Origin of the sequence: Gemmobacter caeni (assembly GCF_003054195.1) — a bacterium.
GTDB lineage: Bacteria > Pseudomonadota > Alphaproteobacteria > Rhodobacterales > Rhodobacteraceae > Gemmobacter > Gemmobacter caeni.
Genome location: NZ_QBKP01000001.1, coordinates 422,380 through 447,406 on the forward strand (window position 1 = coordinate 422,380; position 25,027 = coordinate 447,406).

22 protein-coding genes and 1 riboswitch are annotated in these 25,027 nt (G+C 65.3%); of the genes, 6 read left to right on the forward strand and 16 right to left on the reverse strand.

Annotated elements, in window-relative coordinates; genetic code table 11:
- Positions 1-13 precede the first annotated feature (13 nt).
- From C8N34_RS01985 to C8N34_RS02010, 6 genes are all read right to left on the reverse strand, one after another.
- Positions 14-922 carry a dihydroneopterin aldolase gene (locus C8N34_RS01985; RefSeq protein ID WP_054301194.1) on the reverse strand — a complete coding sequence of 303 codons (909 nt, stop codon included), beginning with the start codon at positions 920-922 and terminating at the stop codon, positions 14-16.
- A 106-nt stretch (positions 923-1,028) separates the two neighbouring features.
- Positions 1,029-1,718, reverse strand: a complete 690-nt coding sequence (locus C8N34_RS01990; protein ID WP_108127192.1) for a cell wall hydrolase — start codon at positions 1,716-1,718, stop codon at positions 1,029-1,031.
- A gap of 228 nt (positions 1,719-1,946) precedes the next feature.
- Positions 1,947-4,487, reverse strand: coding sequence for a putative PEP-binding protein (locus C8N34_RS01995; protein ID WP_108127194.1), 2,541 nt, complete (start codon positions 4,485-4,487; stop codon positions 1,947-1,949).
- A gap of 140 nt (positions 4,488-4,627) precedes the next feature.
- Positions 4,628-6,724 (reverse strand): glycine--tRNA ligase subunit beta, encoded by a 2,097-nt coding sequence (gene glyS / locus C8N34_RS02000; protein ID WP_108127196.1) that lies wholly within the window; start codon positions 6,722-6,724, stop codon positions 4,628-4,630.
- Between the two features lie 147 nt (positions 6,725-6,871).
- Complete coding sequence (locus tag C8N34_RS02005) at positions 6,872-7,369, reverse strand: DUF6446 family protein (protein ID WP_054301198.1); 498 nt, start codon at positions 7,367-7,369, stop codon at positions 6,872-6,874.
- Positions 7,366-8,301, reverse strand: coding sequence for a glycine--tRNA ligase subunit alpha (locus C8N34_RS02010; RefSeq protein ID WP_108127198.1), 936 nt, complete (start codon positions 8,299-8,301; stop codon positions 7,366-7,368). The genes C8N34_RS02005 and C8N34_RS02010 overlap by 4 nt, the downstream gene beginning before the upstream one ends.
- Positions 8,302-8,511: 210 nt before the next feature.
- Here C8N34_RS02010 and C8N34_RS02015 point away from each other — a divergent pair, with 210 nt between their 5' ends.
- Positions 8,512-10,329, forward strand: a complete 1,818-nt coding sequence (locus C8N34_RS02015) for a trypsin-like peptidase domain-containing protein (protein ID WP_108127200.1) — start codon at positions 8,512-8,514, stop codon at positions 10,327-10,329.
- A 56-nt stretch (positions 10,330-10,385) separates the two neighbouring features.
- Here C8N34_RS02015 and C8N34_RS02020 read toward each other — a convergent pair whose 3' ends face one another.
- The 4 genes from C8N34_RS02020 to metZ form a co-directional block, all read right to left on the reverse strand.
- Positions 10,386-11,858 (reverse strand): TrkH family potassium uptake protein, encoded by a 1,473-nt coding sequence (locus C8N34_RS02020; RefSeq protein WP_108127202.1) that lies wholly within the window; start codon positions 11,856-11,858, stop codon positions 10,386-10,388.
- 31 nt (positions 11,859-11,889) lie between these two features.
- Complete coding sequence (locus tag C8N34_RS02025; protein ID WP_108127204.1) at positions 11,890-13,338, reverse strand: TrkH family potassium uptake protein; 1,449 nt, start codon at positions 13,336-13,338, stop codon at positions 11,890-11,892.
- A gap of 71 nt (positions 13,339-13,409) precedes the next feature.
- A complete protein-coding gene (gene folE2, locus C8N34_RS02030; protein ID WP_108127206.1) occupies positions 13,410-14,498 on the reverse strand; it encodes a GTP cyclohydrolase FolE2 in 1,089 nt (362 codons plus the stop codon).
- 206 nt (positions 14,499-14,704) lie between these two features.
- Positions 14,705-15,889, reverse strand: coding sequence for an O-succinylhomoserine sulfhydrylase (metZ, locus tag C8N34_RS02035; protein ID WP_108127208.1), 1,185 nt, complete (start codon positions 15,887-15,889; stop codon positions 14,705-14,707).
- A 44-nt stretch (positions 15,890-15,933) separates the two neighbouring features.
- Positions 15,934-16,010: riboswitch (SAM riboswitch) on the reverse strand.
- Positions 16,011-16,099: 89 nt separating this feature from the next.
- On the opposite strand from metZ, the gene C8N34_RS02040 reads away from it, so the two are divergent.
- Positions 16,100-16,792: a glutathione S-transferase N-terminal domain-containing protein gene (locus C8N34_RS02040; RefSeq protein WP_108127210.1), complete on the forward strand. Its 693-nt coding sequence runs from the start codon at positions 16,100-16,102 to the stop codon at positions 16,790-16,792.
- A gap of 14 nt (positions 16,793-16,806) precedes the next feature.
- Here the strand turns inward: C8N34_RS02040 and C8N34_RS02045 are convergent, their stop codons facing one another.
- From C8N34_RS02045 to C8N34_RS02060, 4 genes are read right to left on the reverse strand one after another with little or no spacing between them, the layout of a single operon-like run.
- Positions 16,807-17,226 carry a secondary thiamine-phosphate synthase enzyme YjbQ gene (locus C8N34_RS02045; protein WP_108127212.1) on the reverse strand — a complete coding sequence of 140 codons (420 nt, stop codon included), beginning with the start codon at positions 17,224-17,226 and terminating at the stop codon, positions 16,807-16,809.
- On the reverse strand, positions 17,223-17,747 hold the full coding sequence (locus C8N34_RS02050) for a DUF4166 domain-containing protein (protein ID WP_108127214.1): 525 nt from the start codon (positions 17,745-17,747) through the stop codon (positions 17,223-17,225). Before C8N34_RS02050 ends, C8N34_RS02045 begins: the two co-directional genes overlap by 4 nt.
- Entirely contained in the window at positions 17,744-18,205 is a 462-nt protein-coding gene (locus C8N34_RS02055) for a thiol-disulfide oxidoreductase DCC family protein (protein ID WP_108127216.1), read from the reverse strand. Before C8N34_RS02055 ends, C8N34_RS02050 begins: the two co-directional genes overlap by 4 nt.
- A gap of 41 nt (positions 18,206-18,246) precedes the next feature.
- Positions 18,247-19,821 (reverse strand): NAD(P)H-hydrate dehydratase, encoded by a 1,575-nt coding sequence (locus C8N34_RS02060; protein WP_108127219.1) that lies wholly within the window; start codon positions 19,819-19,821, stop codon positions 18,247-18,249.
- 176 nt (positions 19,822-19,997) lie between these two features.
- Here C8N34_RS02060 and C8N34_RS02065 point away from each other — a divergent pair, with 176 nt between their 5' ends.
- The 4 genes from C8N34_RS02065 to C8N34_RS02080 all read left to right on the forward strand — a co-directional run bounded on the left by C8N34_RS02065 (position 19,998) and on the right by C8N34_RS02080 (position 23,478).
- Positions 19,998-20,336: a P-II family nitrogen regulator gene (locus tag C8N34_RS02065; RefSeq protein ID WP_054301210.1), complete on the forward strand. Its 339-nt coding sequence runs from the start codon at positions 19,998-20,000 to the stop codon at positions 20,334-20,336.
- Between the two features lie 93 nt (positions 20,337-20,429).
- A complete protein-coding gene (gene glnA, locus C8N34_RS02070; RefSeq protein WP_054301211.1) occupies positions 20,430-21,839 on the forward strand; it encodes a type I glutamate--ammonia ligase in 1,410 nt (469 codons plus the stop codon).
- A gap of 183 nt (positions 21,840-22,022) precedes the next feature.
- Complete coding sequence (locus tag C8N34_RS02075) at positions 22,023-22,859, forward strand: hypothetical protein (protein ID WP_145693510.1); 837 nt, start codon at positions 22,023-22,025, stop codon at positions 22,857-22,859.
- A 184-nt stretch (positions 22,860-23,043) separates the two neighbouring features.
- Positions 23,044-23,478 (forward strand): glyoxalase superfamily protein, encoded by a 435-nt coding sequence (locus C8N34_RS02080; protein WP_108127223.1) that lies wholly within the window; start codon positions 23,044-23,046, stop codon positions 23,476-23,478.
- Here the strand turns inward: C8N34_RS02080 and C8N34_RS02085 are convergent.
- Positions 23,460-24,074 carry an NAD(P)H-dependent oxidoreductase gene (locus tag C8N34_RS02085; RefSeq protein WP_242013750.1) on the reverse strand — a complete coding sequence of 205 codons (615 nt, stop codon included), beginning with the start codon at positions 24,072-24,074 and terminating at the stop codon, positions 23,460-23,462. The two genes, C8N34_RS02080 and C8N34_RS02085, sit on opposite strands and share 19 nt — an antisense overlap.
- Complete coding sequence (locus C8N34_RS02090) at positions 24,071-24,853, reverse strand: heme-dependent oxidative N-demethylase family protein (protein ID WP_108127225.1); 783 nt, start codon at positions 24,851-24,853, stop codon at positions 24,071-24,073. The genes C8N34_RS02085 and C8N34_RS02090 overlap by 4 nt, the downstream gene beginning before the upstream one ends.
- Positions 24,854-25,027 lie beyond the last annotated feature (174 nt).

Below are 25,027 nucleotides of genomic sequence, written 5' to 3' on the forward strand. Positions count from 1 at the left end.
CAAGCCGCCCGTGTCAGCCGCGCTCCAGCCGCACGCGGCTTCCCGCCGGAACTGTTACATCGCCGTGAACGATCAGCGCCTCGGCCGCGGTCAGTTCCGCCAGCCAAAGCGCCAGCGCCTCGGGGGCGCGGGAATGCGGGCCATCGACAGCATCCAGCACCAGTTTCGAGGGTGCCCAGACAATCGTTTGCCCGTGCTTCATGGCCCAGTCTATTTCGGTGCGGGTGGACACCACCACACAGCGGTCATCGCGCGCGGCAAGTGTCCAGGCGTTCTGTTCGATGGCCAGAAGGTCGATCCGGCGCTGCGTCGGCTTGTGGCCGGTCACCGGGCGCGGGAAATCGGGCAGACCTACCGTCAGGATCAGCGGCAGGCCCCGTGCCTGCCAGGCATCAAGGCGCTGCGGCAGATCGGGCGCCGCGATGGCGGCATTGTCGAGATGGATCACCAGCGGATGCAGCGCCTGCATCGCGCCCTCGCTGTCCAGCGCCTGTACCGGCGCCTCCGCCCGGCTGCGCACGATTTCCACCCCCAGCGCACCGGGGCCACGGTCCAGCTTTTCGACCCGCACGAAAACCCGCATCGCCTGCGGCTCGGCCAGCACACGCTCCGCCACCTTTTCGGCCAGCGTTTCCAGCAGGTTCAGCCGCTCTTCCGCCAGTTCGGCGGCTATCGCCTCGGTGATCCGGTCGTAGGACAGGATGCGGTCGACATCATCTTCCAGCGGGGCAGGATGTGGGCGCACCTCGACCACCACATTGAAGCGCAGGCGCTGCTTGTGGCCACGTTCCTGCTGGAAGGCGCCAATATCGGCCTCAACCACATGGTCACGCAGGGAAATGCGATCCCGCGGGGCGGCCCCGGCCGATGCAAGGCTGCGCTCTTCCGGGTGGGCAAAGGCGAGACGGGTGTCGCTGGTCATATCGCCCTCCGGCGTTCGGGTCTTTCTGCGGGCAGTTTAGAGGCCCGAGACGGCTATGCCCTGCCCGCCAGCGGCAGGCAAGGCCCAAGACCCGACATCAACGCGGTTACTGCCGGTAGAAAAGATGCGCGCCGATCGCGGCGGTCCGCTCGAAGCGGCGCGACCAGGACGGCCGAATATTGACCGTATGGAAATGCGTCGCCCCCGCTGTCAGCGCACGAGGCGCCCCATCCAGCATCAGCCGCGCGATTTTGCCGGCGCGATTCCACGCGCCCTTCTCGTTCGCGCGGTCGGATTTGCCATCACAGGTATAGGAGAACTGACACCCCTGATTGACGACACCGCAGATCGTTCCGGGATAAGAGGCACTGTCGACCCTGTTCAGAATGACCTCGGCCACTGCGAACTGGCCCCGGATCGTTTCGCCACGCGCCTCGTGATAAAGCGCGGTGGTCAGGCACTGCCATTGCTGATCGCCCGAGGTAACCGGCAGCGCATCAAGGAAACTGTTGTCATACCGGATGAGGTTTGGCGTCGAAATCTCTGGCAGGCCAGACTTTTTCGCCACGCGCTTCACCGCCGGACGCTTGACCTGCACCCCGTCTGCCAGCGCAGCAAGCCGGGCGGGCGCCACCTGGCCCATGGCCGTGCGCTCCATCCCCAGCAGCGACGTCATCTGACCTCCCAGCGTGATTGAGGGGTCATTCGACTGGCTCACCGTCACATCGGCGAAGGCCGCTCCACTGAGGACGACAGTAGCCGAAACGGCCATCGTCCAACCTTGTAGCAAGCGCATTAACTCTGTTCCCGGTCCTGTTCCAGCGCCGCGCGCAGCTGAGAAAATTTGTAAACAACGCGCAACAAGGGGCGCCCTTAGCCCAGGACAGCGGTCCGAGTCTACCCTAGTGGCAAAAAAACCACACAGAATCAGCGAATTTTGCGCAATTTGTTGCCGAAGCTCTTTTTGAAACCGCAAGAGGAAACAGCGGAAGCATCGCCGTTTCCGCTTGTTTTTCCACAGTTTTCATTGCTTCGGATCGGTCAGCGCCAGATGTGCCGCCGCAAGTCGCGCCAGAGGAACGCGGTAAGGCGAACAGCTGACATAATCGAAGCCCGCCTTGCGGCAGAAGGCGATTGATTCGGGGTTTCCGCCATGTTCGCCGCAAATCGAAAGGGTGAGATTCGGCCGGGTCTGACGGCCCCGCTCCGCCCCGATCAGCAGCAGTTCCCCTACGCCATCCACATCGAGAATGTGGAACGGATCTTCGCTGAACACCCCCTCCTGCACATAGGTATTCATGAAGCGTCCGGCGTCATCGCGGCTGAGCCCGTAGGTCATCTGCGTCAGGTCATTGGTGCCGAAGGACAGGAAGGCCGCGTGCTGCGCGATCTCGCCCGCCCGCAGCGCGGCGCGCGGGGTTTCCACCATGACACCCAGCCGGTAGTCGAAGCTGACCCCGGTTTTCGTCCGCACCAGCGCCGCCACCGCGTCGATCCGGGTTTTCACCAGTTCGACCTCGCGCCGCGCCGATACGAGGGGGATCATGATTTCCGGCACCACCGGCTCGCCCGCGCGCACGGTTTCCACTGTCGCCTCGAAAATAGCACGCGCCTGCATGTCATAGATTTCGGGCAGGACAACGCCCAGCCGGACGCCCCGCATCCCCAGCATCGGGTTGAACTCGGCCAGCGCCTCGGCCCGACGCGTGACCTCGGAAAGCGGGCGGTCCAGCGCCTCGGCCAGTTCGCGCATACCTTCGCGGGAATGCGGCAGGAACTCATGCAGCGGCGGGTCGAACAGGCGGATGCAGACTGGCAAACCCTTCATGATTTCAAAGAGTTGCACAAAGTCCGCGCGCTGCATCGGCAAAAGCCGTGCCAGCGCCGCAGCCCGGTCGGGGGCGGTATCGGCGAAGATCATTTCGCGCATGGCCACCAGCCGCGCCTCTTCAAAGAACATGTGTTCCGTCCGGCACAGCCCGATGCCCTGCGCCATGAAGTCGCGCGCGGTCTGGGCATCCGACGGCGTGTCGGCATTGGCGCGGATTCCGATGTCGCGCAGCTCGTCCGCCCAGGCCAGAAGCTGCCGGAACGACTCCCCCTGCGCCGAGGGCAGCATGTCCGCCGCCCCCACCAGCGCCTCGCCCGAGGTGCCGTCGATGGTGATGATATCCCCCTCACGGAACACCCGGCCATCGCGGGCGGTCAGCTTGCGGTCTCGGGTATCCAGCCGGATATCGGAGGCGCCCACGATACAGGGCAGGCCAAGGCCGCGCCCGATCACCGCCGCGTGGCTGGTCATGCCGCCACGTTCCGTCAGCACCGCCGCCGCCGAATGCATGCCGCGAATGTCTTCCGGCGCGGTTTCCCGGCGCACGAGGATACAGGCCTCGCCCCGCGCGGCGCTGGCCTGTGCCGCCTGCGAGGAAAACACGATGCGCCCGGTTGCGGCACCGGGGCTGGCGGCGATGCCACGGGCGAAAACGTCGCGCGGCCCGCGCGGATCGACCTGCGGGTGCAGCAGTTCGGACAGCGCGCGGGGTTCGACCCGCAGCACCGCCTCGGCGGGGGTGATCACACCGTCGCGCGCCAGCGCCACGGCGATCTTTAGCCCTGCACGGGCCGACCGCTGCACCTTCACCGCATCCAGCACAGCCAGCTTGCCATCCTCGATGGTGAATTCGATCTGCATTTCCTCACGCAGGCGCTGGCGGCAGATCGCGCCCTCGCGGATCAGCTCGGCGAAGATTTCAGGCGCCAGTTCCTCCAGCGAGGGGCCGCGCGGGTCACGGGTCAGATACAGCGCCTCGCCCTTCTTCAGCGCGTCGCGGCCCTGGCTTTGCCCCAGATAACGGCCGATCACCTTGGGATTGCCCGTCACCGGATCGACGAACTGGATCACGCCCGAGCCAGAGATCCCCTGCCCGATGCCTTGCGCCATCTGTTGCACCACCAGCCCCAGCGCCGCCTCCGCCGGGGCGCCCTTGGCCTGCCGCAACAGCCGCGCGGTCGTTCCCTCCCATGCGCGGGCCATGGACCGCAGCACATCGGCCAGTTGCCGCGCCGGGTCTTCGGGGAAGGGTTCGTCCATCTCCATCTCATAGGCGCGCAGCGCGTCGTTCAGCCCGCGCGCGCCGGGTTCCAGCCCCTCGAACATATCGGGGTCAAGGCGGGCGACGTGCACGGCATAGCCCTGAACGAAGCGCAGATACAGCGCATCAGCCGCCGCCTGCCCGTGGCTTTTGGCCAGCAGATCATGGCGCGCTGCGTTGAACCCGATGTTGAGGATGGTGGCAGGCCCGCCCCAATCGGGGTTTTCCGGGCTTGGGCGCACCGAAATCAGCGGGCTGTCGCCGAAATGGCCCAGCACCGCCGGGCAATCCAGCATCTGCCCGGCCGCAATGGCCCGCACGGTCGAGGCGGGCAGCGTTACCGTTTTCGGGACGGGCAGTTCCAGCCGGATCAGCCGTTGCAGGCATTTCGCCCGCCAGCCATGGCGCGGGGTCGAGACCTCGGCCGAGGGGGTGATGACGGTGAAATCGGTAAGAAGTTCGGTTTTCTGCACTGCGGCGCCCTTTCGGTTCGCGGGCAGAATACGCCGTTCGGGGCGTGGCGCAAGCGGCGCTGGCAAAAGGGGGGCTTTCCGCCCCCCTCGCCCGTTCCGGGCTCACCCCCCGGAGGATATTTTGGCCAAGATGAAGGGGATCAGCCCTCGACCTTGGTGAAGTCGGCCACCTGTGCCACCAGCGCGCGGATGCGGTGGAGCAAGTTCAGACGGTTGCGCCGCACGATGGCGTTGTCGGTATTGATCTGAACGGCGGTGAAGAAGGCGTCGATGGGCGCGCGCAGTTTGGCCATGGCGGCCATGGCGGCGGCGAAATCTTCCTGCACCATGGCCGGAGCAATGGCAGCCTCGCCCGCGTCGAGCGCGGCGAACAGGGCGCGTTCCTCGTCGGTTTCGGCGAATTTGGGATCGGCGCCGAAGGAATATTCCACTCCGTCCTTCTGTTCGGCCTGTGTCAGGATGTTGTTCGCCCGCTTGAAGCCTTGCAGCAGGTTGGTGCCATCGTCAGAGCCAAGGAAGGCTTGCAGCGCCTCGGCGCGTTTCACCAGCAGGGTGAGGTCGTCATTGCCGGGCATGGCAAGGCAGGCGTCGATGACGTCGTGGCGAATACCCTGATCGCGGAGGAAGACCTTGAGGCGGTCGTGGAAGAAGGAGAGGAGATCCGCCATCACCTCATTTGAGAACTTAAACGGTCCATTTTCAGTGAGCTTTTGCTGCAAGAGATGGACCATACGGATATCGGCAATTCGCCAACGCACCCCATTCCCCAGCACCAGCCGGATCACCCCCAGCGCGGCGCGGCGCAGCGCGAAGGGGTCTTTGCTCCCCGTCGGCTTCTCGTCGATGGCCCAGAACCCGGTCAGCGTGTCGATCTTGTCGGCCAGCGCCACCGCCACCGAAACCGGCTCTGACGGCACAGCATCAGAAGGCCCCAGTGGCGAGTAATGGTCGCGGGCGGCGTTGGCGATGGTTTCGGGTTCGCCCGCCTCCAGCGCGTAATAGCGGCCCATGGTGCCTTGCAGTTCGGGGAATTCACCGACCATGGCAGAGCGCAGGTCGAGCTTCGCCAGACCGGCGGCGCGGGCGGCCTGATCCGGGTCAGCCCCCACCAGCGGCGCGATCTCGCGGGCGAGCGCGGCGATACGGGCGATGCGGTCGGCCTGACTGCCCAGCTTGTTGTGGAAGGTCACGGCCTTCAGCCCCTCGGCCCAGTCGCCCATACCGGCCTTGGCGACGCGCAGGTCGTTTTCCCAGAAGAAGCGGGCGTCGGACAGGCGGGCGGACAGCACCTTCAGGTTGCCCTTCAGGATGGTCGCGCCATTGTCGGCGGTTTCGCGGTTGGCGACGGTCACGAAGCCCTCGATCCGGCCCGATTTCGGGTTTCTGACCGAGAAGAATTTCTGATGCTCGCGCATCGAGGTTTGCAGCACTTCGGGCGGCAGGTGCAGGAATTCGGCGCCGATGGCGCCCATCAGCACCACGGGCCATTCCACCAGCCCCGCCACCTCGGTCAGCAATCCCGCATCAGGGACAAGTTCAAGACCGCGCGCAAAGGCCTGATTTTGCGCATCATTCCAGATATGCGCCTCACGTTCAGCGCTGTCGAGCATCACGAAGGCGCGGCGCAATTTCGCGGTATAGTCGTCAAAGGACGAAACCGCGAACCGCGCGGGCGCCATGAAACGGTGGCCCCCGGTGGTATTGCCCGCGACGATCCCGTCAACCGACATCGGCACGACCTCGGCCCCGCCCTCGTCGCCCAGAAGGCAGAGGATGGAGTGCAGCGGCCGCACCCAGCGCAGGCTGCCCGAGCCCCAGCGCATCGACTTCGGCCAGGGGAACGTGCGGATGGTGCGTTCCAGCACCTCGGCGATGATTTCGGCGGCCTTGCGGCCGGGTTTCTCGATGACGGCGAAATAGACCTCGGCCTTCTTGTCGGCGCGCTTTTCCAACTGGTCCAGCGTCAACCCGGTGGAGCGCAGGAAGCCGTCCAGCGCGGCCTGCGGCGCGTCGGTGCGGGGGCCTTTGCGTTCCTCGCGCACGGGTTTGCTTTCGGGCGTCAACCCCTGCACCGTCAGCACCAGCCGGCGCGGCGTGGAAAACGCCCGGGCGCTTTCATAGGTCAGACCCGCCTCGACCAGACCGTCCGTCACCAGCTTCTTCAGGTTCTCGCGCGCGGCGGCTTGCATCCGCGCAGGGATTTCCTCGGAAAACAGTTCGATCAGCAGGTCGGACATGGAGATCTTCTTTCAGCTTCGCGGATCATCCGGGCGCGGCCGCGCCCTGCCTGCGGCATACAGGCCCGGCCGTCGCCACGCAAGCGGACCGGGGCGATTTTGCGGCACATCCCGAGGGCGAAACGGCACCGCGCCCGGCCCTGCCGCTTACTTCAGGATGCCCTTGGTCGGGTCTTCCTTCAGCTTGTCGTTCAACTGGTGCCAGGCATAGGCATTGCCGTTCGGAAAGACCGCGACAACCCGATCCACGCCCGGCACGATGTCATGGACCGACAGGAAGGCGATGGCTTCGCCCGTTTCCAGCGCCTCGCCGATCTTTTCGGCATTGAAGCAATCGAACCACGGCGGGCCGACCAGCGGTTCGGCCTGATCATAGACCCTGTAGGTCTCGGTCAGCATGGCTTGGCTCATCGGGGTGTGGAAACAGGCCCGGAAGCGCAGCGGCGAGGATGTGGCGTCAATGCCTTCCACATTCTCGGCCAGAATCGCCTCGGGCGCATCCCCAAGGATCGGGGTCAGCTGGATTTCCGCCCCCGGCTGAAAGGTGGCGGGTTCATAGAAGGCGTAGACCTGCAACCAGTAGATTGCGATTCCTGCGATTGCGGCGATCAAAACGATTCCCCCCGCGATGAGCTTGCCACTCACGCCGCCGTCTCCACCGAGGCGCCCGCCTCGGTCTGGACGAAGGCATCGGCGCATTTCTTCGCCAGCGCGCGCACCCGGCCGATATAGGCCTGCCGTTCGGTGACCGAGATCACGCCGCGCGCGTCGAGCAGGTTGAACAGATGGCTGGCCTTGATGCACTGGTCATAGGCGGGATGCGCCATGATGATGCGCTTGCCGCTGTTCGGATCTTGCGGATCAAAGGCCAGCAGGCGTTCGCATTCAGCCTCGGCATCCTCGAAATGGCGCAGCAGCATCTCGGTCGTGGCGCCGTCGAAATTGTGGCGGCTGTATTCCTCCTCCGTCTGGCGGAAGATATCGCCGTATTTCAGGGGGATCGGCGATTTCGGGTCGTTGAACGGCATGTCCATGACGTGATCAATGCCCAGCACATACATCGCCAGCCGCTCCAGACCATAGGTCAGCTCGCCCGAGACCGGCTTGCAGTCATGCCCGCCGACCTGCTGGAAATAGGTAAACTGGCTGACTTCCATGCCGTCGCACCAGACTTCCCAGCCCAGCCCCCAGGCGCCCAGCGTCGGGCTTTCCCAGTCATCCTCGACAAAGCGGATGTCATGCAGGCTTGTGTCGATGCCGATGGCGTTCAGGCTGCCCAGATACAGCTCCTGCAGATCGGGCGGCGAGGGTTTGATCAGCACCTGATACTGATAGTAGTGCTGAAGCCGGTTCGGGTTCTCGCCGTAACGGCCATCGGTCGGGCGGCGCGAGGGCTGCACATAGGCGGCGGCCCAGGGTTTGTTGCCAAGGCTGCGCAGCGTCGTCGCCGGGTGGAAGGTGCCCGCGCCCACCTCCATGTCATAAGGTTGCAGCACGGCACAGCCCCTTGAACCCCAGTAGGTCATCAGGCGCAGGATGATTTCCTGAAAGCTGCGGGGCGTATCGGTGGCGGACATGGCGGACCTCAGGGAAGACGGGGCCGGACGGCGGCAATTCCCCGTCTGCATAGGCAGAAGGGCCGCGAGGGTCAATGGGATGCCGCCCCCGCTTCGCGGCGGCGCGCCTGCTCGCGGAACTGTCAGATTTCAGGGATGCACAGCGTTTGCATGCGGCGGCGGGCGAGTGTAACGCTCGGGTGAGGTGGACGTGACGGGATTACAGTGGGAATGAGACATATTCTTTATCTGCTTGGCCTTGTGGTGCTGCTGGCACTGCCGCAGGGAGCACGGGCGCAACAGCAATACTGGCTTCAGATCGAGGCGCAGCCGACCCTGCGCGAGGCCGAGGATCGCGCGCGCGCCTGGTCGGCGCTGTTTCCCGATGTGGCGGGCTTCACCCTGGGGGCGGGCTGGTATGCGCTGACGCTGGGTCCGCATCTGGATCGCGACTCTGCGCAGGAACGGCTGGTGCAACTGAAACGCGAGGGGCTGATCCCGCGGGACAGCTATGTGACCGACAATCGCGCGCTGCGCGAGCCCTTTTGGCCCACCGGCATGAATCTGGCTCCAGCCCCCGCCGAACCCGAGGCACAGCCCGTTACCGTACCCGAAGTGCAGACCCTGGCCCTGCCCGACGCCGGAACCGGCACCGACCCGGCCCCCGCACCGGAACCGGAGGCGCAGGCGGCGCCCCCCGAGCCTTCGCCCCCGGCGATCATCGAGGAAAGCCCGGCCGAAGCCCGCGCCTCGGAAGCCCTGCTGAGCCGGGATCAGCGGATGGAATTGCAGGCCGCCCTGCAATGGTATGGCTTCTACAATGCCAGCATCGACGGCGCCTTCGGACCCGGCACCCGCAAGAGCATGGCAGACTGGCAGACCGCGAACGGGCTGGAGCCGACCGGCATCCTGACCACGATGCAGCGCGACACGCTGGTCGCGGCGCACCAGCAGGCGCAGGCGGAACTCGGCCTGCAAACCGTGACCGAACAGGAGGCGGGGATCGAAATCACCCTGCCGACCGCGCTGGTGGAATTTGACCATTACGAACCGCCCTTCGCGCATTTCCGCGAAAAGAACGGCTCGGGCGTGCGGGTCATCCTGATTTCGGAACCGGGCGATCAGTCGACGCTCTACGGGCTTTACGACGTGCTGCAAACGCTTGAGGTCGTGCCTCTGTCGGGCGAGCGCAGCCGTGCCGAACGCAGCTTCACCATCGACGGGCGCAACGGCACGGTGGCAAGCCATACTTATGCCGAACTGTCGAAGGGACTGATCAAGGGTTACATGCTGATCTGGAACCCGGCGCAGGACGAGCGCATGGGCCGCGTGCTGGCAGCGATGCAGTCGAGCTTCCGTTCGGTCGGGGACAAGGCGCTGGATCCGGGTCTTGTGCCGCTGTCCGACGACAGCCGCCGCAGCTTGATGGCCGGGCTGGAAGTTCGGCGCCCTGAACTGTCGCGCACCGGCTTTTATGTCGATGGCAGTGGCGCCGTGCTGACCACCCGCGAGGCGGTGGAAGGCTGCAACCGTATCACGCTGGACCTGCGCACCGACGCCACCGTCACCTTCTCGGATGCCGCGACCGGGCTGGCGCTGCTGAAGCCCGCGCAACAATTGTCTCCACCCGCCGTCGCCGAATTGCTGACCGGGCCGGCGCGTCCCGGACAGGAAGTTGCCGTCTCGGGCTACAGCTATGAAGACACCCTGCCCGCCCCGACCCTGACCTTCGGCACGCTGGAGGAAATGAAGGGGCTGGACGGTGAGGCGGGCATCGCGCGTCTGTCGCTTCAGTCGCTGCCCGGCGATGCCGGTGGCCCGGTGCTGGACGGCGCGGGCACCGTCATCGGTATGCTCATGCCGCGCGACACCGCAGGCAGCCGCAAGCTGCCCGACAGCGTGACCTATGCCGCGCAGGCCGCCACCATCGCTACCCGCCTGACCGAAGCGGGGATCACCCCGCATGCCTCGGCGCGCAGCGGCGCCATGGCGCCCGAAGATCTGAGCCGGATGGCGCGAGGCATGACCGTTCTGGTCTCCTGCTGGTAAGCCACCGGAGCCCGCAGACAAAAAGGGGCCGCCACGCGCGCGGCCCCTTTTGCATGTCAGTCGCGCCAGAACCGCGCCATGAACAGCACATAGACCGACAGCAGCTCCAGCCGCCCCAGGATCATCCCGGCAATCAGCAGCCATTTGGAGGCGGGCGGAAAACCATCCACCGCGCCCGTACGCCCGACCTCGGGCCCCCAGACCGGCCCGATATTGGCAAGCGAAGTCCAGGCCCCGGTCAGCGCCGCGCTGTCCGACAGGCCGCTGAGCGACAGCGCCACCACCAGTAAGCCGAAGGTCAGCACGAACAGCGTGAAGAACATGATGACCGAATCCAGCACGTCATCACTGACCGGATGCCCGCCATAGCGCATCTGCACCGCCGCACTGGGATGGCGCAGACGACGCAATTGCACCTTCACCGCCTCGAACAGGATCAGATAGCGGAACACCTTGACCGAACAGACGGTGGAGGAGGTGCAGCCGCCGATCAGCCCCACGGTCAGCAGCACTGTAAAGGCGAAAGCCCCCCAGAGCGTGACATCAACCGAGGCATAGCCGGTGCCGGTGAACACAGTAACGACGTTGAACAGCACATCCGTCGCAATACGCTCCGGCGCGATCTCGTGCTGCCACCAGGCGATGAACAGGATCAGCCCTACCGCGACCGCATTCCAGCGCAGGAAGGCCCGCACCTGAATATCGCGGAACAGCGGCGCCACATCGCCCCGCATCACCTGCACATAGCGGATGAACGGCAACGAGGCCATGAGCATGAACAACACCGCCACCAGCTTCGATGCCTCGGGGAAGGCCGCGAAGCTCAGATCGCGGGTCGAGAAGCCGCCGGTAGAAACGCAGGTCAGCGCATGCATCACCGCCTCGAACCCCGACATGCCCAGCGCCCGGAAGGCCAGCGCACAGGCCACGGTGATCAGCGCGTAGATCTGGATCAGCCCGACCGAGATTTCAAAGGCGCGGGGCAGGATCTTGCCCAGCGTGTCAAACCCTTCCGAGCGGAAGAACTGCATCCCGCCGACTTTCATCACCGGCAGAAAGATCAGGGCCACGATGACGATCCCCAGCCCGCCCAGCCATTGCAGCATGCCGCGCCAGAGGTTCGTGCCCATCGGCAGCAGGTCAAGCCCCGGCGCGCCGGTTTCGGCATCGGGGCCGATGATGGTGGTTCCGGTGGTCGTCATGCCCGAAACCGCCTCGAAATAGGCATCCGTCGCGCTCAGCCCCGGTTCGCCCAGCATGAAAGGCAGCGCTCCGAAGGCGGGCAGGATCGTCCACACGGCCGTGGTCAGCACGAAGGCCTGTTTCACGGTCAGCCCCGTACCCGTCGCATTGGAACAGGTCAGGGCCATCACGGCGCCGGTCACAGTGGTCACCGTCGCCGCCGAGAGGAAGGCCAGCCAGTTGCCATGCCCGGTGATGCGGTCCAGCCCCAGCGGCAGCAGCATCAGCCCGCCCAGCACAACCAGCAGGAGGCCAAGGATATAGACGATCGGTCGCAGATCAATCATGCACAGAACCTCGCCCCGCAGCAGCCAGCTGTCAATCGCGCCAGAAACGCGGCATCAGGACCACCAGAAAGGCCAGCAGCGACAGGCGGCCCAGCAGCATTGCGGCGATGAGAATCCACTTCGCCGCCGTCGGAAATTCGATGAAGGTTCCGGTGCCCGCAACCAGCGGGCCGATGCCGTAGCCGATATTGCCGATCGAGGTCCAGACCGCGAACAGCGCACTTTGCATGTCGACGCCGGTGAAGGTCAGCGCGGCACTCAGCACGCCGATGATCAGGATATAGGAGGTGACGAACATCATCACGCCATTCATCGTCTCGGTATCCACCCGCCGACCGTCATAGCGCACAGCGGCAATCCGGTCCGGCATGTCGATCTGGCGCAGTTGCGCGATGACGGCCCGCACCGAAAGCTGCACCCGGAAGACCGTCAGCGCGCCCGAGCTGGAGCCGGAGCAGCCGCCGATGACCCCAAGGATGAAGGCCGCCACCAGCACGAAGCCTCCCCAGTTGGAGAAGGTTCCGGCAAAGAAGCCGGTGCCCGTCATGATCGAAGTGGCATTGAACAGCACGTCACGGAAAATCGGCTCTGGGTCGCCGCCTTCGGTCAGCACCCGCCAGAGCGTCAGGATCAGCACCGCCACTGCCAGCCAGATGACGAAGGCGCGTGCCTGCGGGTCACGCCACAAAGCGCCATGGCGGCCGGTGACCATCTGGACGTAGCGGATATAGGGCAAGGCGGCCAGCACCATGAACAGCGCCCCCGCATATTCGGGCAGGCCCGGATAGGCACCGAAAGAGGCATCCTGCGGGGAAAACCCCCCGGTGGCGATGGTGGCGAAAGCATGCACTACCGCATCCAGCGGTGCCATGCCGACCCCCAGATAGACCACCAGACAGGCCAGCGTCAGCCCGGCATAGACCCCCAGCAGCGAAAGCGCGATATCGCTTGCCCGCGGCAAGACCTTGCCCAGCGTGTCAAAGCCTTCGGTCTTGAAGAACTGCATGCCGCCGACCCGCATCACCGGCAGGAAGATCATGGCGATGAAGGCGATGCCCAGCCCGCCCAGCCAGTTCAGCATGCCGCGCCAGAGATTCAGACCCTGCGGCTGATCCGCCAGCCCGATGATCACGCTCGATCCGGTGGTGGTGATGCCCGAGACCGCCTCGAAATAAGCGTCCGTAAAGCTCAGCCCAGGTGCGCCGGTCATCATCGGCAGCGCTGCGAACATCGGCAGGACCACCCAGATACCAAGGGTCAGCAGAAAGGCTGACCGGGTATCAAAACCCCGGTTCAGCCCGGCCCGCGTTGCCATGGCGACCAGCATGCCGGTTCCTGCGGTTATAATGGCCGCCTCGACAAAAGCCCCGGCATTGCCGTTGTCCATTGCCCCGTCGAGCAGCGCCGGGATCAGCATGAGACTGCCCAAGATGAACAGCAGTCGTCCAAGGATACTCGCGGCGGGGGTCAGGTCGATCATGATGCGCAAGACCTCGACCGCCCGCAGGCGTTTGTCAAGCGTGGCCCTGCGACAGGGCCGCGCGCCCCGGATCAGCCGACGTGGAACAGCGTGCCGAACAGGCGGGGATCAAGGCTTGCCTGCGCGAAGGTTGGGCCTTCGGTCAGCACGCTGACGGCATCATGGCTGTGCAGGCTTTCCTGATGGCTGGCCACGATACGGAAATCGCCCACCCGCGGATCGGCCTGCAACTGCGCACAGAACAGCCGCGCGGCATCCTCAACGAAGATCGGATTGGCGGCATTCAGTTCCGCAAAAGCCTGTTCATCCTCGCGCTTCACCATCACCTGAGTCTCGGTCGGCACGGCGCGGCGGCACAGTTCGATCAGATCCTCGAACCACAGCGCAGGGCCCGGATTGGCCACGACCGAAATGCGCGCCACCGACCGCTGCGAATGCGGCGTGGCCAGTTGACCGCGCGTGCGGCGGGCATGTTCGCTGAGTTCCAGCGAGCACGGGCAGGTCGAGGAGTAAACATAGTCGAGGTGCATGATCTTCAGCCGCTCGCCCGCGCGGTCCACCAGTTCCAGCGCGATGTCGTAATATTGCCAGCCCGACAGCCCTGACCGCAGCGACGGCACCTTCACGGGGAAGGAAAACCGCATCTGGATACGCGCATCGAAGCTTTCCAGATCGCGTTTGTAGTCGCTCAGCGCGTGTTCGATGACATCGAAGCTGAAATCCCGCTCGGCATGGGTATAGAAGGACCGCATGATGCGGCTCATGTTGATGCCCTTCTTTTCCGCCTCAAGGCTCACCGTTCCGGTGACGCTGGTTTCCAGCAGCACCTCGCCCGCATCGCGGGTGCGATAACGGATGGGCAGGCGGAAATTGGAAATCCCGACATGCTGGATCTGCGTCTTCGCCCCCCGGATCAGACTGGCCGGGCCGTTCTGCAAATCGGGCAGCGTCGCCTTGTAGGCGGCATCGGCACGGAATTCAGCCGGATAGATGGTGGACAGGTCGGGATAGCCGTCGCCGATCAGCGCCCGCGCGGCGGGATCAAGCGCCAGCATCTCCGTGTCGGAAGCCTTGGAGGCCCATTGACGGATCAGCGCCAGCGCCGCCTCCACCTCTTCAGGCCCAGGCTTGCGATCCAGTTCGGGGGTGCGGATGTTCATTGGCGGTCCTTTCGGTTCCGGCGCGGGAGAGACAGGTTCCTTGTCCGCGCCTTCAATGTCAGCAGGATATACGAAGGGCCGCGCCCCCCGGATCACTCACGCCCCGGTCTCCCGGAGCGCAGGGTCAACATAGGCATGGCCAAGGATCATTGTAAGGCCGGAGGCGACGCGAAAAAGCGCATTTGCGCCGCCTGCCGGTGCCGGGATCAGACCGCCGCCAGCGCGTTCTTCAGGTCTGCCACCAGATCGCCCGCATCTTCCAGGCCGACCGAGAACCGGATCAGGCCAGGCGTGATGCCCAGCAGGTCCTTCTGATCCTGCGGCAGCCGCTGGTGGGTGGTGGTCGCGGGATGGGTGGCGATGGATTTCGCATCACCCAGATTGTTGGAAATCTTGATGATTTCCAGCGCGTTCATGAAGCGGAACGCTGCCTCTTTCCCGCCCTTGATGTCGAAGGCCACCATGGTGCCGCCCGAGCCCATCTGCTCCATCGCCAGCGCGTGCTGCGGATGGCTGGCAAGGCCGGGGAAGATCACCCGCGACAGCCGCGCATCACCTTCCAGCGCCTGCGCCACCGTCAGCGCGCTGTCCGCCATGGCACGACAGCGCAGGTCCAGCGTCGCCATGCCGTTCAGCATGATCCAGGCGGTGAAGGGGCTCATCGAGCCGCCGGTGTGCTTCATGTAGGGTTCAACCGTCTTGCGGATGAACTCGGTCGTTCCACAGATCACCCCGCCCAGCGCGCGGCCCTGCCCGTCGATGTGCTTGGTCGTCGAATAGATCACCGCGTCTGCACCCAGTTCCACCGCCCGGCTGAAGATCGGGGTCGAGAACACGTTGTCCACAATGACCAGCGCGCCCGCCGCATGGGCGATATCCGCCACGCCCCTGATGTCCACCAGCTCCAGCGTCGGGTTCGACATGCTTTCAAAGAACACCGCCTTCGTCACGCCGGGCCGCACCGCTGCGCGCCATTGGTCCAGATCGGCGCCATCGACGAAGGTGACCTCCACCCCGTAGCGGCCCAGCACCTCTTCAAGGATGTAAAGGCACGAGCCGAACAGCGCCCGCGCCGACACCACATGATCGCCCGCGCGCAGTGCCGACACCAGTGCCCCGTTCACGGCCGCCATGCCGCTGGCGGTGGCAAAGGCGTCTTCAGTGCCTTCCAGCGCCGCGATGCGTTCCTCGAACATCCGGGTCGTCGGGTTGCCGTAGCGGGCATAGATGAACTCGTCGCCCTCGATCTTCAGGAACCGCGCCTCGGCTGCCTCGGCCGTCGGATAGGCAAAACCCTGCGTCAGAAAGATTGCCTCGGCCATCTCGCCATACTGGCTGCGGCGGCTGCCCTCATGCACCAGCGTGGTGCGCGTTTTCCAGTCTTTGCTCATCGCTGCCTCCGGCAAAACAAAACCCCGAAGACCGTCCGGCTTCGGGGTCAGAGCCCTTCACCTTTTAGCGGTTTGTTTAACGTGGCCCGCAATCCGGTCACAAAGCGCCACAAGGCCCGCCATACGCCCGGCGCACGAAAAGGTCAACGCCACGCAGGTTGCGCGCAACCCGGCTTTGCGTTTTTGTGAGCGCAAACAGGAGATGCCGCCATGACCATCGCGCTTTACTACTGGCCCACGCCGAACGGCCACAAGATCACCATCGCGCTTGAAGAACTGGACCTGCCCTATGAGGTGAAGCTGGTGAACATCGGCAAGGGTGACCAGTTCGCCCCCGATTTCCTGAAGATCGCGCCGAACAACCGGATGCCCGCCATCGTCGATCCCGACGGGCCGGATGGCGAACCGATCCCGATCTTCGAAAGCGGCGCGATCCTGCAATACCTCGCCCGCAAGACCGGCAAGCTCTACGGCCGGACCGAGCGGGAGCGCGTGGCGGTGGATCAGTGGCTGATGTGGCAGATGGGCGGCGTCGGGCCGATGGCCGGTCAGGCGCATCACTTCCTGAAATACGCGCCGCAGATGGACCCGCCGCAGGTGCTACCCTATGCGCAGGAGCGCTACAGGAAAGAGGTTGGCCGCCTGTACGGTGTGCTGGACCGGCAGTTGCAGGGGCGCGAATTCGTCGCGGGGGACAGCCTGAGCATTGCCGATATTGCCATCTGGCCCTGGGCGATGGGCTGGGAAGGCCAGCAGCAGACGCTTGACGACAAGCCCGATCTCGCCCGCTGGCTGAAGGCTCTGGGCGCGCGTCCCGCCTTCCAGAAGGGTCGCGCCGTCGCCGCCGAAGCCCGCCAGCCCACGATGGACAAGCAGGCGATGGAGACGCTTTTCAAACGCTAGACCGCGCCGCGCGGTCAGGCGCTCAGCAGCGCTGCGATCTCACGCCGGTGCGGGCGCTGGCGGTGTTCCATCACATAGACGCCCTGCCAGCGCCCCAGCGCCAGCCGCCCGCCGATCAGCGGGATGATCAGGCTGACCGGCAGCAGTGCCGCCTTGATATGGGCGGGCATGTCATCCGGCCCCTCATAGGTATGGGTCAGCCAGCGCATCGAGGGATGGGTGGCCGGCGGCACGAGCCGGTCCATCCAGCCGGTCAGATCGCCCTGCACCTCCGGGTCGGCATTCTCCTGGATCAGCAGACTGGCCGAGGTATGGCGGATGAACAGTGTCACCACGCCTTCGGTGCGCCCTGCACCTTCGGCCCAGTTGCGCAATTCGCGGGTAAACTCATAAAGGCCGGGGCCCTGGGTTGGGATCGTGAACAGCGTATTCATGGTGCCTCCGGTGTCAGGGTGCCGCGATAGCGGATCAGCAACCCGCCCCACGGCAGGCAGGCCGCCACGTCGAAGGCCACGCCTGTTTCTGTTCCCGTCTCGGCCACCTCCGCCCGTGGCAGGCAGAAGCGTGGCACCGGCAGACCCAGAACGCGTCCGCCGGTGACATGCAGACGAAATCCGCCGGGGATGGGCTCGGGGCGCATCATCAGCACGAAGGGGCCAAAGCGCTCCACCACCCTGCCCGCCCGGAAGCTGAGTATTGACGGCGTGCACCGGCCCCCAAAGTCGCGCAGCCAATGCACCATTGCCCCTTCGCGCCGCGTGGTCAGGTGCAGGTCAACCGTGCCCGCAGCGGGAAACCGGCCCAGCCACAGCAAAAGCCCGGCCACGATGCCGTTGCCGCGCTCCACCCGGCACGGGCCGGACCAGCGCCGGGGTGCCGCCTTCGGGCTGTGCAAAGCACGCAGGCGGACCGGCAGGTCAACGGCCCCCAGCGCTTGCAGGAACGGGTCGCTCATCCCCCGAAACCGCCGGGCAGAAAGCGGCTGCGCACCTCCGGCCCCGGCATCAGACAGGTCTCGGTCCGCCCGAACAGGCGATAGCGGTTGCGCGCAATCAGGTGATAGGCCGGATCTTTCATTACCCCCGGCAGAAAGCGCAGCAGGCCAGCCAGCGCCCAAGGCCCGCCCAGCCGCCGCATCGCCGCCGAAAAGGCATCGAGCCGCTGGTGGATCTGTCCGTCCACCACCACCAGATTGGTCTCAAATTCGGTCAATGGCAGGTCCAGCGCGGCATAAAGCGCCTGCCCCAGCGGGCTTTGCGCGGTGGCAAAGCTGAAATGTCGCTGCCGATCCCTGCGCAGCATGAAGCGGAAGAAGCCCGAACACAGCACACAGACCCCGTCAAACACGATCAGGTCGCGGCCCGACAGACGGGCTTGCAGAACGGGGGGCAGACTGGAAACCGGGACAGGCATGATCCGGGTGTAGGCCGCAGGCCCGCATGGGTCAATGCGGGCTAAAGGCGCATCCCGCGAAACACTTTGGGCAGTTCGCCGGGCAGATCCTCGGCAATCAGGCCGGGGCCGAAGCTGCGCGCGGCCTCGACATGCAGCCAGGCGCCGGTCGCGGCCGCATCGAAAGCGCCGAGGCCACGCGCCATAAGGCCCGTGATAATCCCCGCCAGCACATCCCCCGCCCCGGCGGTGGCGAGCCATGGCGCCGCACGGTCGTAAACCGCCGCATTGATGCGGCAAGCCCCGGAAGGCGCGGCGATCACCGTATCCGCCCCCTTGAACAGCAGCACGCAGCCCGCCCGCGCCGCCGCCGCCCGCGCGGCATCCACCCTGGAAAAGGCCGGGCCGCGGGTCGCGGGCTCTGCCAACCGGGCGGCGATGTCGGGGAACAGCCGGGCGAATTCGCCCGCATGCGGCGTCAGCACGCAATCCCCGTGAAGCATCGCAAGCAGCCCCGCATCCCGCGCCAGCAACGTCAGCGCATCGGCATCCAGCACCAGCGCGCGGCGGCTGCCCAGCGCCTCCGCCACATGCCGCGCCTGCAAGACCCCGAGGCCAAATCCCGGCCCCAGGCACAGCGCATTGATCCGCCGGTCCGCCAATACCGGCGCCAGCCCCGCGCCACCAACATGCCGCAGCATGATGGCATCCAGCCGCGCCGCATTCTCGGCCATTGCATCAGGCGGACAGCCCAGCGTCACCAGCCCCGCCCCCACCCGCAGCGCCGCACGCGCCGAAAGCCGCGCCGCGCCACCGCGTCCCTGCCCGCCCGACAGGATCAGCGCATGACCGTGATCGAACTTGTGCTGCCCGCTGCCCTTGCCCATCTGCGCGTTTGCCCCGGCCAGCGTCACATCCTCCCCGGCGGTTCGTCCCAGCCCGATATCGACCAGCCGCAACGCACCACAATGCAACGGACCTTCCGACAGCACATGACCCAGCTTCCGTGCATGGAAAGTGACGGTCAGCGCGGCGGAAGCCGCCGCCTCCCCCAGCACGCGGCCGCTGTCCATGCACAGGCCGGATGGCGCATCAACCGCGACAAGCCGCCCGGCGGGAAGCCCCGTCATCACTGCCGCAACCTCGGGCGGGAGCGGCCGGGTCAGCCCGGTGCCGAAAACCGCATCGGCGATCACATCCGGCACCTTGGCCCCGGCCTGCCCGATGATCGCCGCAGCCTCCCACTGCCCAATCTCACCCATCACGCGCCAGAGGTCGTAATTCACCCGCGCATCAGGCGGCAACTTTGCGGCATCGCCGTAGAGGAAAACCGCAACCTCCCAGCCCCGCTCCCGCAAAAGCCGCGCCACGACGAAACCATCCCCGCCGTTGTTGCCCGGCCCGCACAGCACCAGCGCCCGGCGCGCCTCAGTTTCTGTCCGCAAAAAGGCCGGCGTCCGGGGCAGAACCCCGGGCGCGGCCCCGCGCCCGTCGGCCAGATCGGGCCATTCCGCCAGCAAGGCCGACACTACGCCGGAGCCCGCACGTTCCATCAGCTCCAGCCCGGTCACGTCATCAGAGGCGATGGCGGCCTGTTCGATGGCGCGCATTTGGGCAGCGCTCAACAATTCGGTCATCTTTGAGGCTCTTGTTGATTCAACTTTGCCGCCAATCGGGGCAATATGCACAAATATTGTGCAAATGCGGCGATTTTGCCGGTTCATATCCGACACCGAAAGGCTAGCCGATTGTCCCCCCCGCCGGGAAGTGGTCACTGACCGTCAAGACGCAATTGCCAGCGGGGAGTCGGCCCATGAAGAAGATCGAGGCGATCATCAAGCCCTTCAAGCTCGACGAAGTGAAAGAAGCACTTCAGGAAGCGGGCATTCAGGGCCTGTCGGTCACCGAGGTCAAGGGCTTCGGTCGCCAGAAAGGCCATACCGAACTCTATCGCGGCGCCGAATATGTCGTCGACTTTCTGCCGAAGGTGAAGATCGAAGTCGTGCTGTCCGATGACATGGTGGACACCGCCGTCGAGGCCATCATCTCGGCCGCGCGCACCGACAAGATCGGTGACGGCAAGATCTTCATCTCGCCGGTGGAACAGGCCATCCGCATCCGCACCGGCGAAACCGGCGACGACGCCGTCTAAGGCTTTCACCGACCCCGGCACGCCCGGGGTCCGGCCCCGCCCATACCGGGCCCGCAAGGCCCGCCCCCGACAACCCAACCGAAAGGCAGACTCATGAGCGCAGTCGCTAAGGCTCTGAAACTGATCAAGGACGAAGAGATCGAATATGTCGACGTCCGTTTCACCGATCCGAAAGGCAAACTCCAGCACGTCACGCTGATCGTCGACCTGATCGACGAAGACTTCTTTGAAGAAGGCTTCATGTTCGACGGCTCGTCCATCGCGGGCTGGAAGTCGATTGACCAGTCGGACATGAAACTGATCCCCGATGCGACTTCGGTCTACATCGACCCCTTCTATGCCGAGAAGACGCTGTGCGTGCACTGCGACGTGGTCGAGCCGGACACCGGCGAAGCCTATGACCGCTGCCCGCGCCAGATCGCCAAGAAGGCCGAAGCCTACATGAAGTCCTCGGGCATCGGCGATACTGCCTATTTCGGCCCGGAAGCCGAATTCTTCATCTTCGACGACGTGCGCTATTCGGTCACGCCGCAGAAGGTTGCCTTCTCCATCGACGCGGAAGCCGCGGCATGGAACACCGATGCAGCCATCGAGGGTGGCAACCTCGCCCACCGCGCCGGTCACAAAGGCGGCTACTTCCCGGTCAACCCGATCGACGAAGCCCAGGACCTGCGCGGCGAGATGCTCTCGACAATGAAGCGCATGGGCATGAAGGTCGACAAGCACCACCACGAGGTTGCGACCTGCCAGCACGAACTGGGCATGATCTTCGGTGGTCTGGTCGAACAGGCCGACAACATCCAGAAGTACAAATACGTCATCCACAACGTCGCGGCTGCCTATGGCAAGACCGTGACCTTCATGCCGAAGCCTATGAAGGGCGACAACGGCTCGGGGATGCACGTCAACATGTCGATCTGGAAAGACGGCAAGCCGCTGTTCGCAGGCGACAAATACGCTGACCTGTCGCAGGAGGCGCTGTATTTCATCGGCGGCATCCTGAAGCATGCGAAAGCACTGAACGCCCTGACCAACCCCTCGACCAACAGCTACAAGCGTCTGATCCCGGGCTTCGAGGCTCCGGTGCTGCGGGCCTTCTCGGCGCGCAACCGTTCGGGTTGCGTCCGTATTCCGTGGACCGAATCGCCGAAAGCCAAGCGTGTGGAAGCCCGCTTCCCCGATCCGGCGGCGAACCCCTATCTGGCTTTCGCTGCCCTGCTGATGGCTGGTCTTGACGGCATCAAGAACAAGATCGATCCGGGCCCGGCTTCGGACAAGGATCTTTACGATCTGCCGCCGGAAGAGCTGGCCGAAATCCCGACCGTCTGCGGTTCGCTGCGCGAGGCGCTGGAGGAGCTGGAGAAGGACATGGACTTCCTGCTGGCCGGCGACGTGTTCACCAAGCCGCAGCTTGAGGCCTATATCGGCCTGAAGTGGGAAGAGGTCTATGCCTACGAGCACACCCCCCACCCGGTCGAATATCAGATGTACTACTCCTGCTGATCCCTTTCGGATCGCAGTCAAAGGGCGCCTCCGGGCGCCCTTTGCTTTTGGGCCTCCGGCGCAATTATGGCAAAGATAGGGCATTCCTGCGCAACAATTCCCTGATTTGACCATGCTTCCCCCGCGAGCACGGCACAATCCAGAGGTTAGCTGCCCTCAGAACACGCCTGTTGGAGGTATGCCATGTGGTCACGACCCGACAGTATGATTGCCCAGATTCTGTACACCGGCGGCCCCGTGCCGAACTTTGCCGCGCTCGTCAGCATGATTGACCGGCACCTGACACGCCACTTTCCGGCCGGGCACAGCCTGACCTGGGACCATGATGACATCGCCAGTTTCGACGCAGGCGCACTGCGCCTGCTGCTGGCGAAAAACGAGCCGGCGCCAAGCGGTTACACGGCAAGCCTGACACTTGCTGCCGGTCCGCGCCCTGATCTGGAGGAAGGCACCCTGCCGCTGCTGAGCCAGGAAAACCTGTCGCGCGTGCTGACCCAGATTGTCGAAGGCACCCTGCGCCAGCATCCGGCGGAAACCGTTCTGTGGCAACACCGGCCGGAACCGCTGGATTCCGATCTGGCCGATGCCGTGGCGCTTGGCCTGCCGGCACGCGAGGAGGTCGACTATCTTTCCAATGGCGAATCGGCCAATTTCACGACTGTCCCAACAGTGTGGAGCCCACATCCCGTACCACAGCCCTCGCCGCAGCCCCGACCCGAGATGCGGCACGAGGATGGCCATGACCGTGCCGCCATGGCCCGGGTCAGGGATGCGCTTTATGGCGAGATGCCCGCGGCAGTGACGCCGCAGCCGAAGGCCGAAGCCTCACCGCAGATGCGGCTGGCTGTCCATGCGATGAACTGCACACTGATCGCCGTGGCGCTGCCTGTCGGCACCGCGATGATGGCTTACAGTTTCCGCAAGGGCGAAAACCTCGCCGCCAGTGCGCGTGCGCTTGCGCTGACTGGCATGGGGCTGGCGCTCTGGCACAATGTGGCATCCTTGCCACTGCCGGTCTGACCCCCTCTTGCGCAAGGTCCGGGCGGGTTCCATATGAACGGCACGGGGCGTCAGGCCCCCGCCGTCCGCAGGGCAAGTGCCCATGGTGAAGCCTGACCCGTGACCCTTTCCTCAAGGTCATCCGGCAAGGCCAATGCGGACAGCTTTGAACGCCCGCTGCATGACCATGCGAAAGGGTTACACCATGACGACGACGATCCCCGCGACCACCGCGATGAAAGCGCAGGCCCGCAGGCTGCGCAGCGCCCTTGGCGCACGCGGCCAGACCCTCAGCCACTCTGCCGCGCTGGAGCTGGTGGCACAGACCCACGGCCTTGCCGACTGGAACACCGCTGCGGCGCTGTCGCCTGCCGGGCAGCCGCTGCAACCGCATACGGTGGGCGAGCCGGTGCGCGGCCACTACCTCGGCCAGCCCTTCACCGGACGGGTGCATGCCCTGCGCCGCAAGGGTGCCGCGCATATGGAAATCGAGATCCAGCTTGATCAGCCGGTGAACGTGTCCCGCTCGGCCCTGTTCGAGGCGCCCCGGAGGCGCATCCGCGCCACCATCGGCCCCGAGGGCCGGTCGATCGGTGCCACCTCGGACGGGGTGCCGCATCTTCAGATCGCGGCGGCCTGATCCATAAGCCGGTCCAGCGCGCGGATCGCCCGCGCCTCGAACACCGCAAGCCGCGCCGGGGTCACATCCTCGGCGCGGTAAAGCGCTGCAAAGCCGAAACGGGCTTTTGGCGCACAGACCTTCAGAACGCCCCAGCGCAGCACCCGCCGCACCGGACGGCGCATCACCAGCCAGTCCACCCAGCCCGGCGCGCCCAAAGTGGTGACGGCCAGCAGACCCCGCAGCCCGGTCAGCCGCCCCTTGATCGGGCCAAGATCGCTGGCATGGTCATAGGCGTGCCCCGGCGCCCAGACCCGGTCGATCCAGCCTTTCAGGATCGCGGGCAGGCCGAACCACCATGTCGGGAATACCAGCACAACCAGTTCGGCGCGCTTCAACTGCGCGATTTCTTTCGCAACCGCGCTGGCATCATAGGGTTCGACATAGGTGGACCGCCGTTCCTCTGCCGTCAGTGCGGGGGCAAAATCCGCTGCGTAAAGGTCCAGCCGCTCCACCACCGCACCACGCGCCTCGAGTCGCTGCACAAGCTTGTTGGAAAGCTGCCCGGTCAGGCTGTCAGACAAAGGATGCGCGCTGACCAGCAGAACCCGCATCATAGCCCCGCTGCCACCATGCCTGCGCGTGCTTCCGGCTCCAGATCTTCCAGCCGCACCAGATAGGTGTGGATGGTGAAGACCACAGCCCGCGTGTCCGGCAGACGCAGCAGGCATTGCCGCTCGCACCGCATATAAAGCCTTTCGACCGGCGGCGGGCGGCGGGCACCTTCGGGACGCGGCTGGAACAGCGCGGGATCGTCATAGACCAGCGCATTCATCCGCCACAAAGCCTGTTCCGGCCGGATCGCATCGAACAGCCGCTGCACCCGGCGGGCCACATCGTCGGTGTAATGCTCGACCGGCACATGGATGCGTGTCATCGCCCGGCCGATCTTTTCGGCCAGGGTCCAGCTTGCCGGAAAGCACAGAACCGCGCCGGTCAGAACATGTTCGGTGCCATCATGCTGAAGCAGGCACAGATCCTCCTGCACCAGACGCCCGGCGGTCATCAGCGGGCGGCTGCGGTCCAGCGGTACGATTACGCCATCGGGGCGCGTCACGGCATCAGCACCGACCCGGTAACCCGGCACCTTTGCGACCTTCGCCAGCACGGCGGACAGCAGTTCCTCCGCCGCCGCCCTGGCCTGCGGCAGCAGGGCGTGAACCAGAGCCGGATCACTGGCCAGACGCGCGTCACGTTCAGCCATCTGGCCCGCGAAAGCATCATCGGCGCGCAGCCAGTCATCGCCCTCGACCGGCAGGATACCGGGCAGGCGCGCGGTGCGCGGGTCCATCCAGGGAGCGAACGGCAGGCGGGATTGCAGGATCGGCTGTGTCATAGCGCAGAGGCTAGCCTGCCACAAGCACAACCGGAAGGGGGAAGTCCTTGAAAAAACATCTGCAACTCAGGTTGCAGATGACGATATAGCATGTCGGGTACGATTGACCGCCCGTCCCCGTCAGCCCAGATGCCGACCCAGCCCTGCGAGCCTTCAGGCCGCTTAGCCACGGAC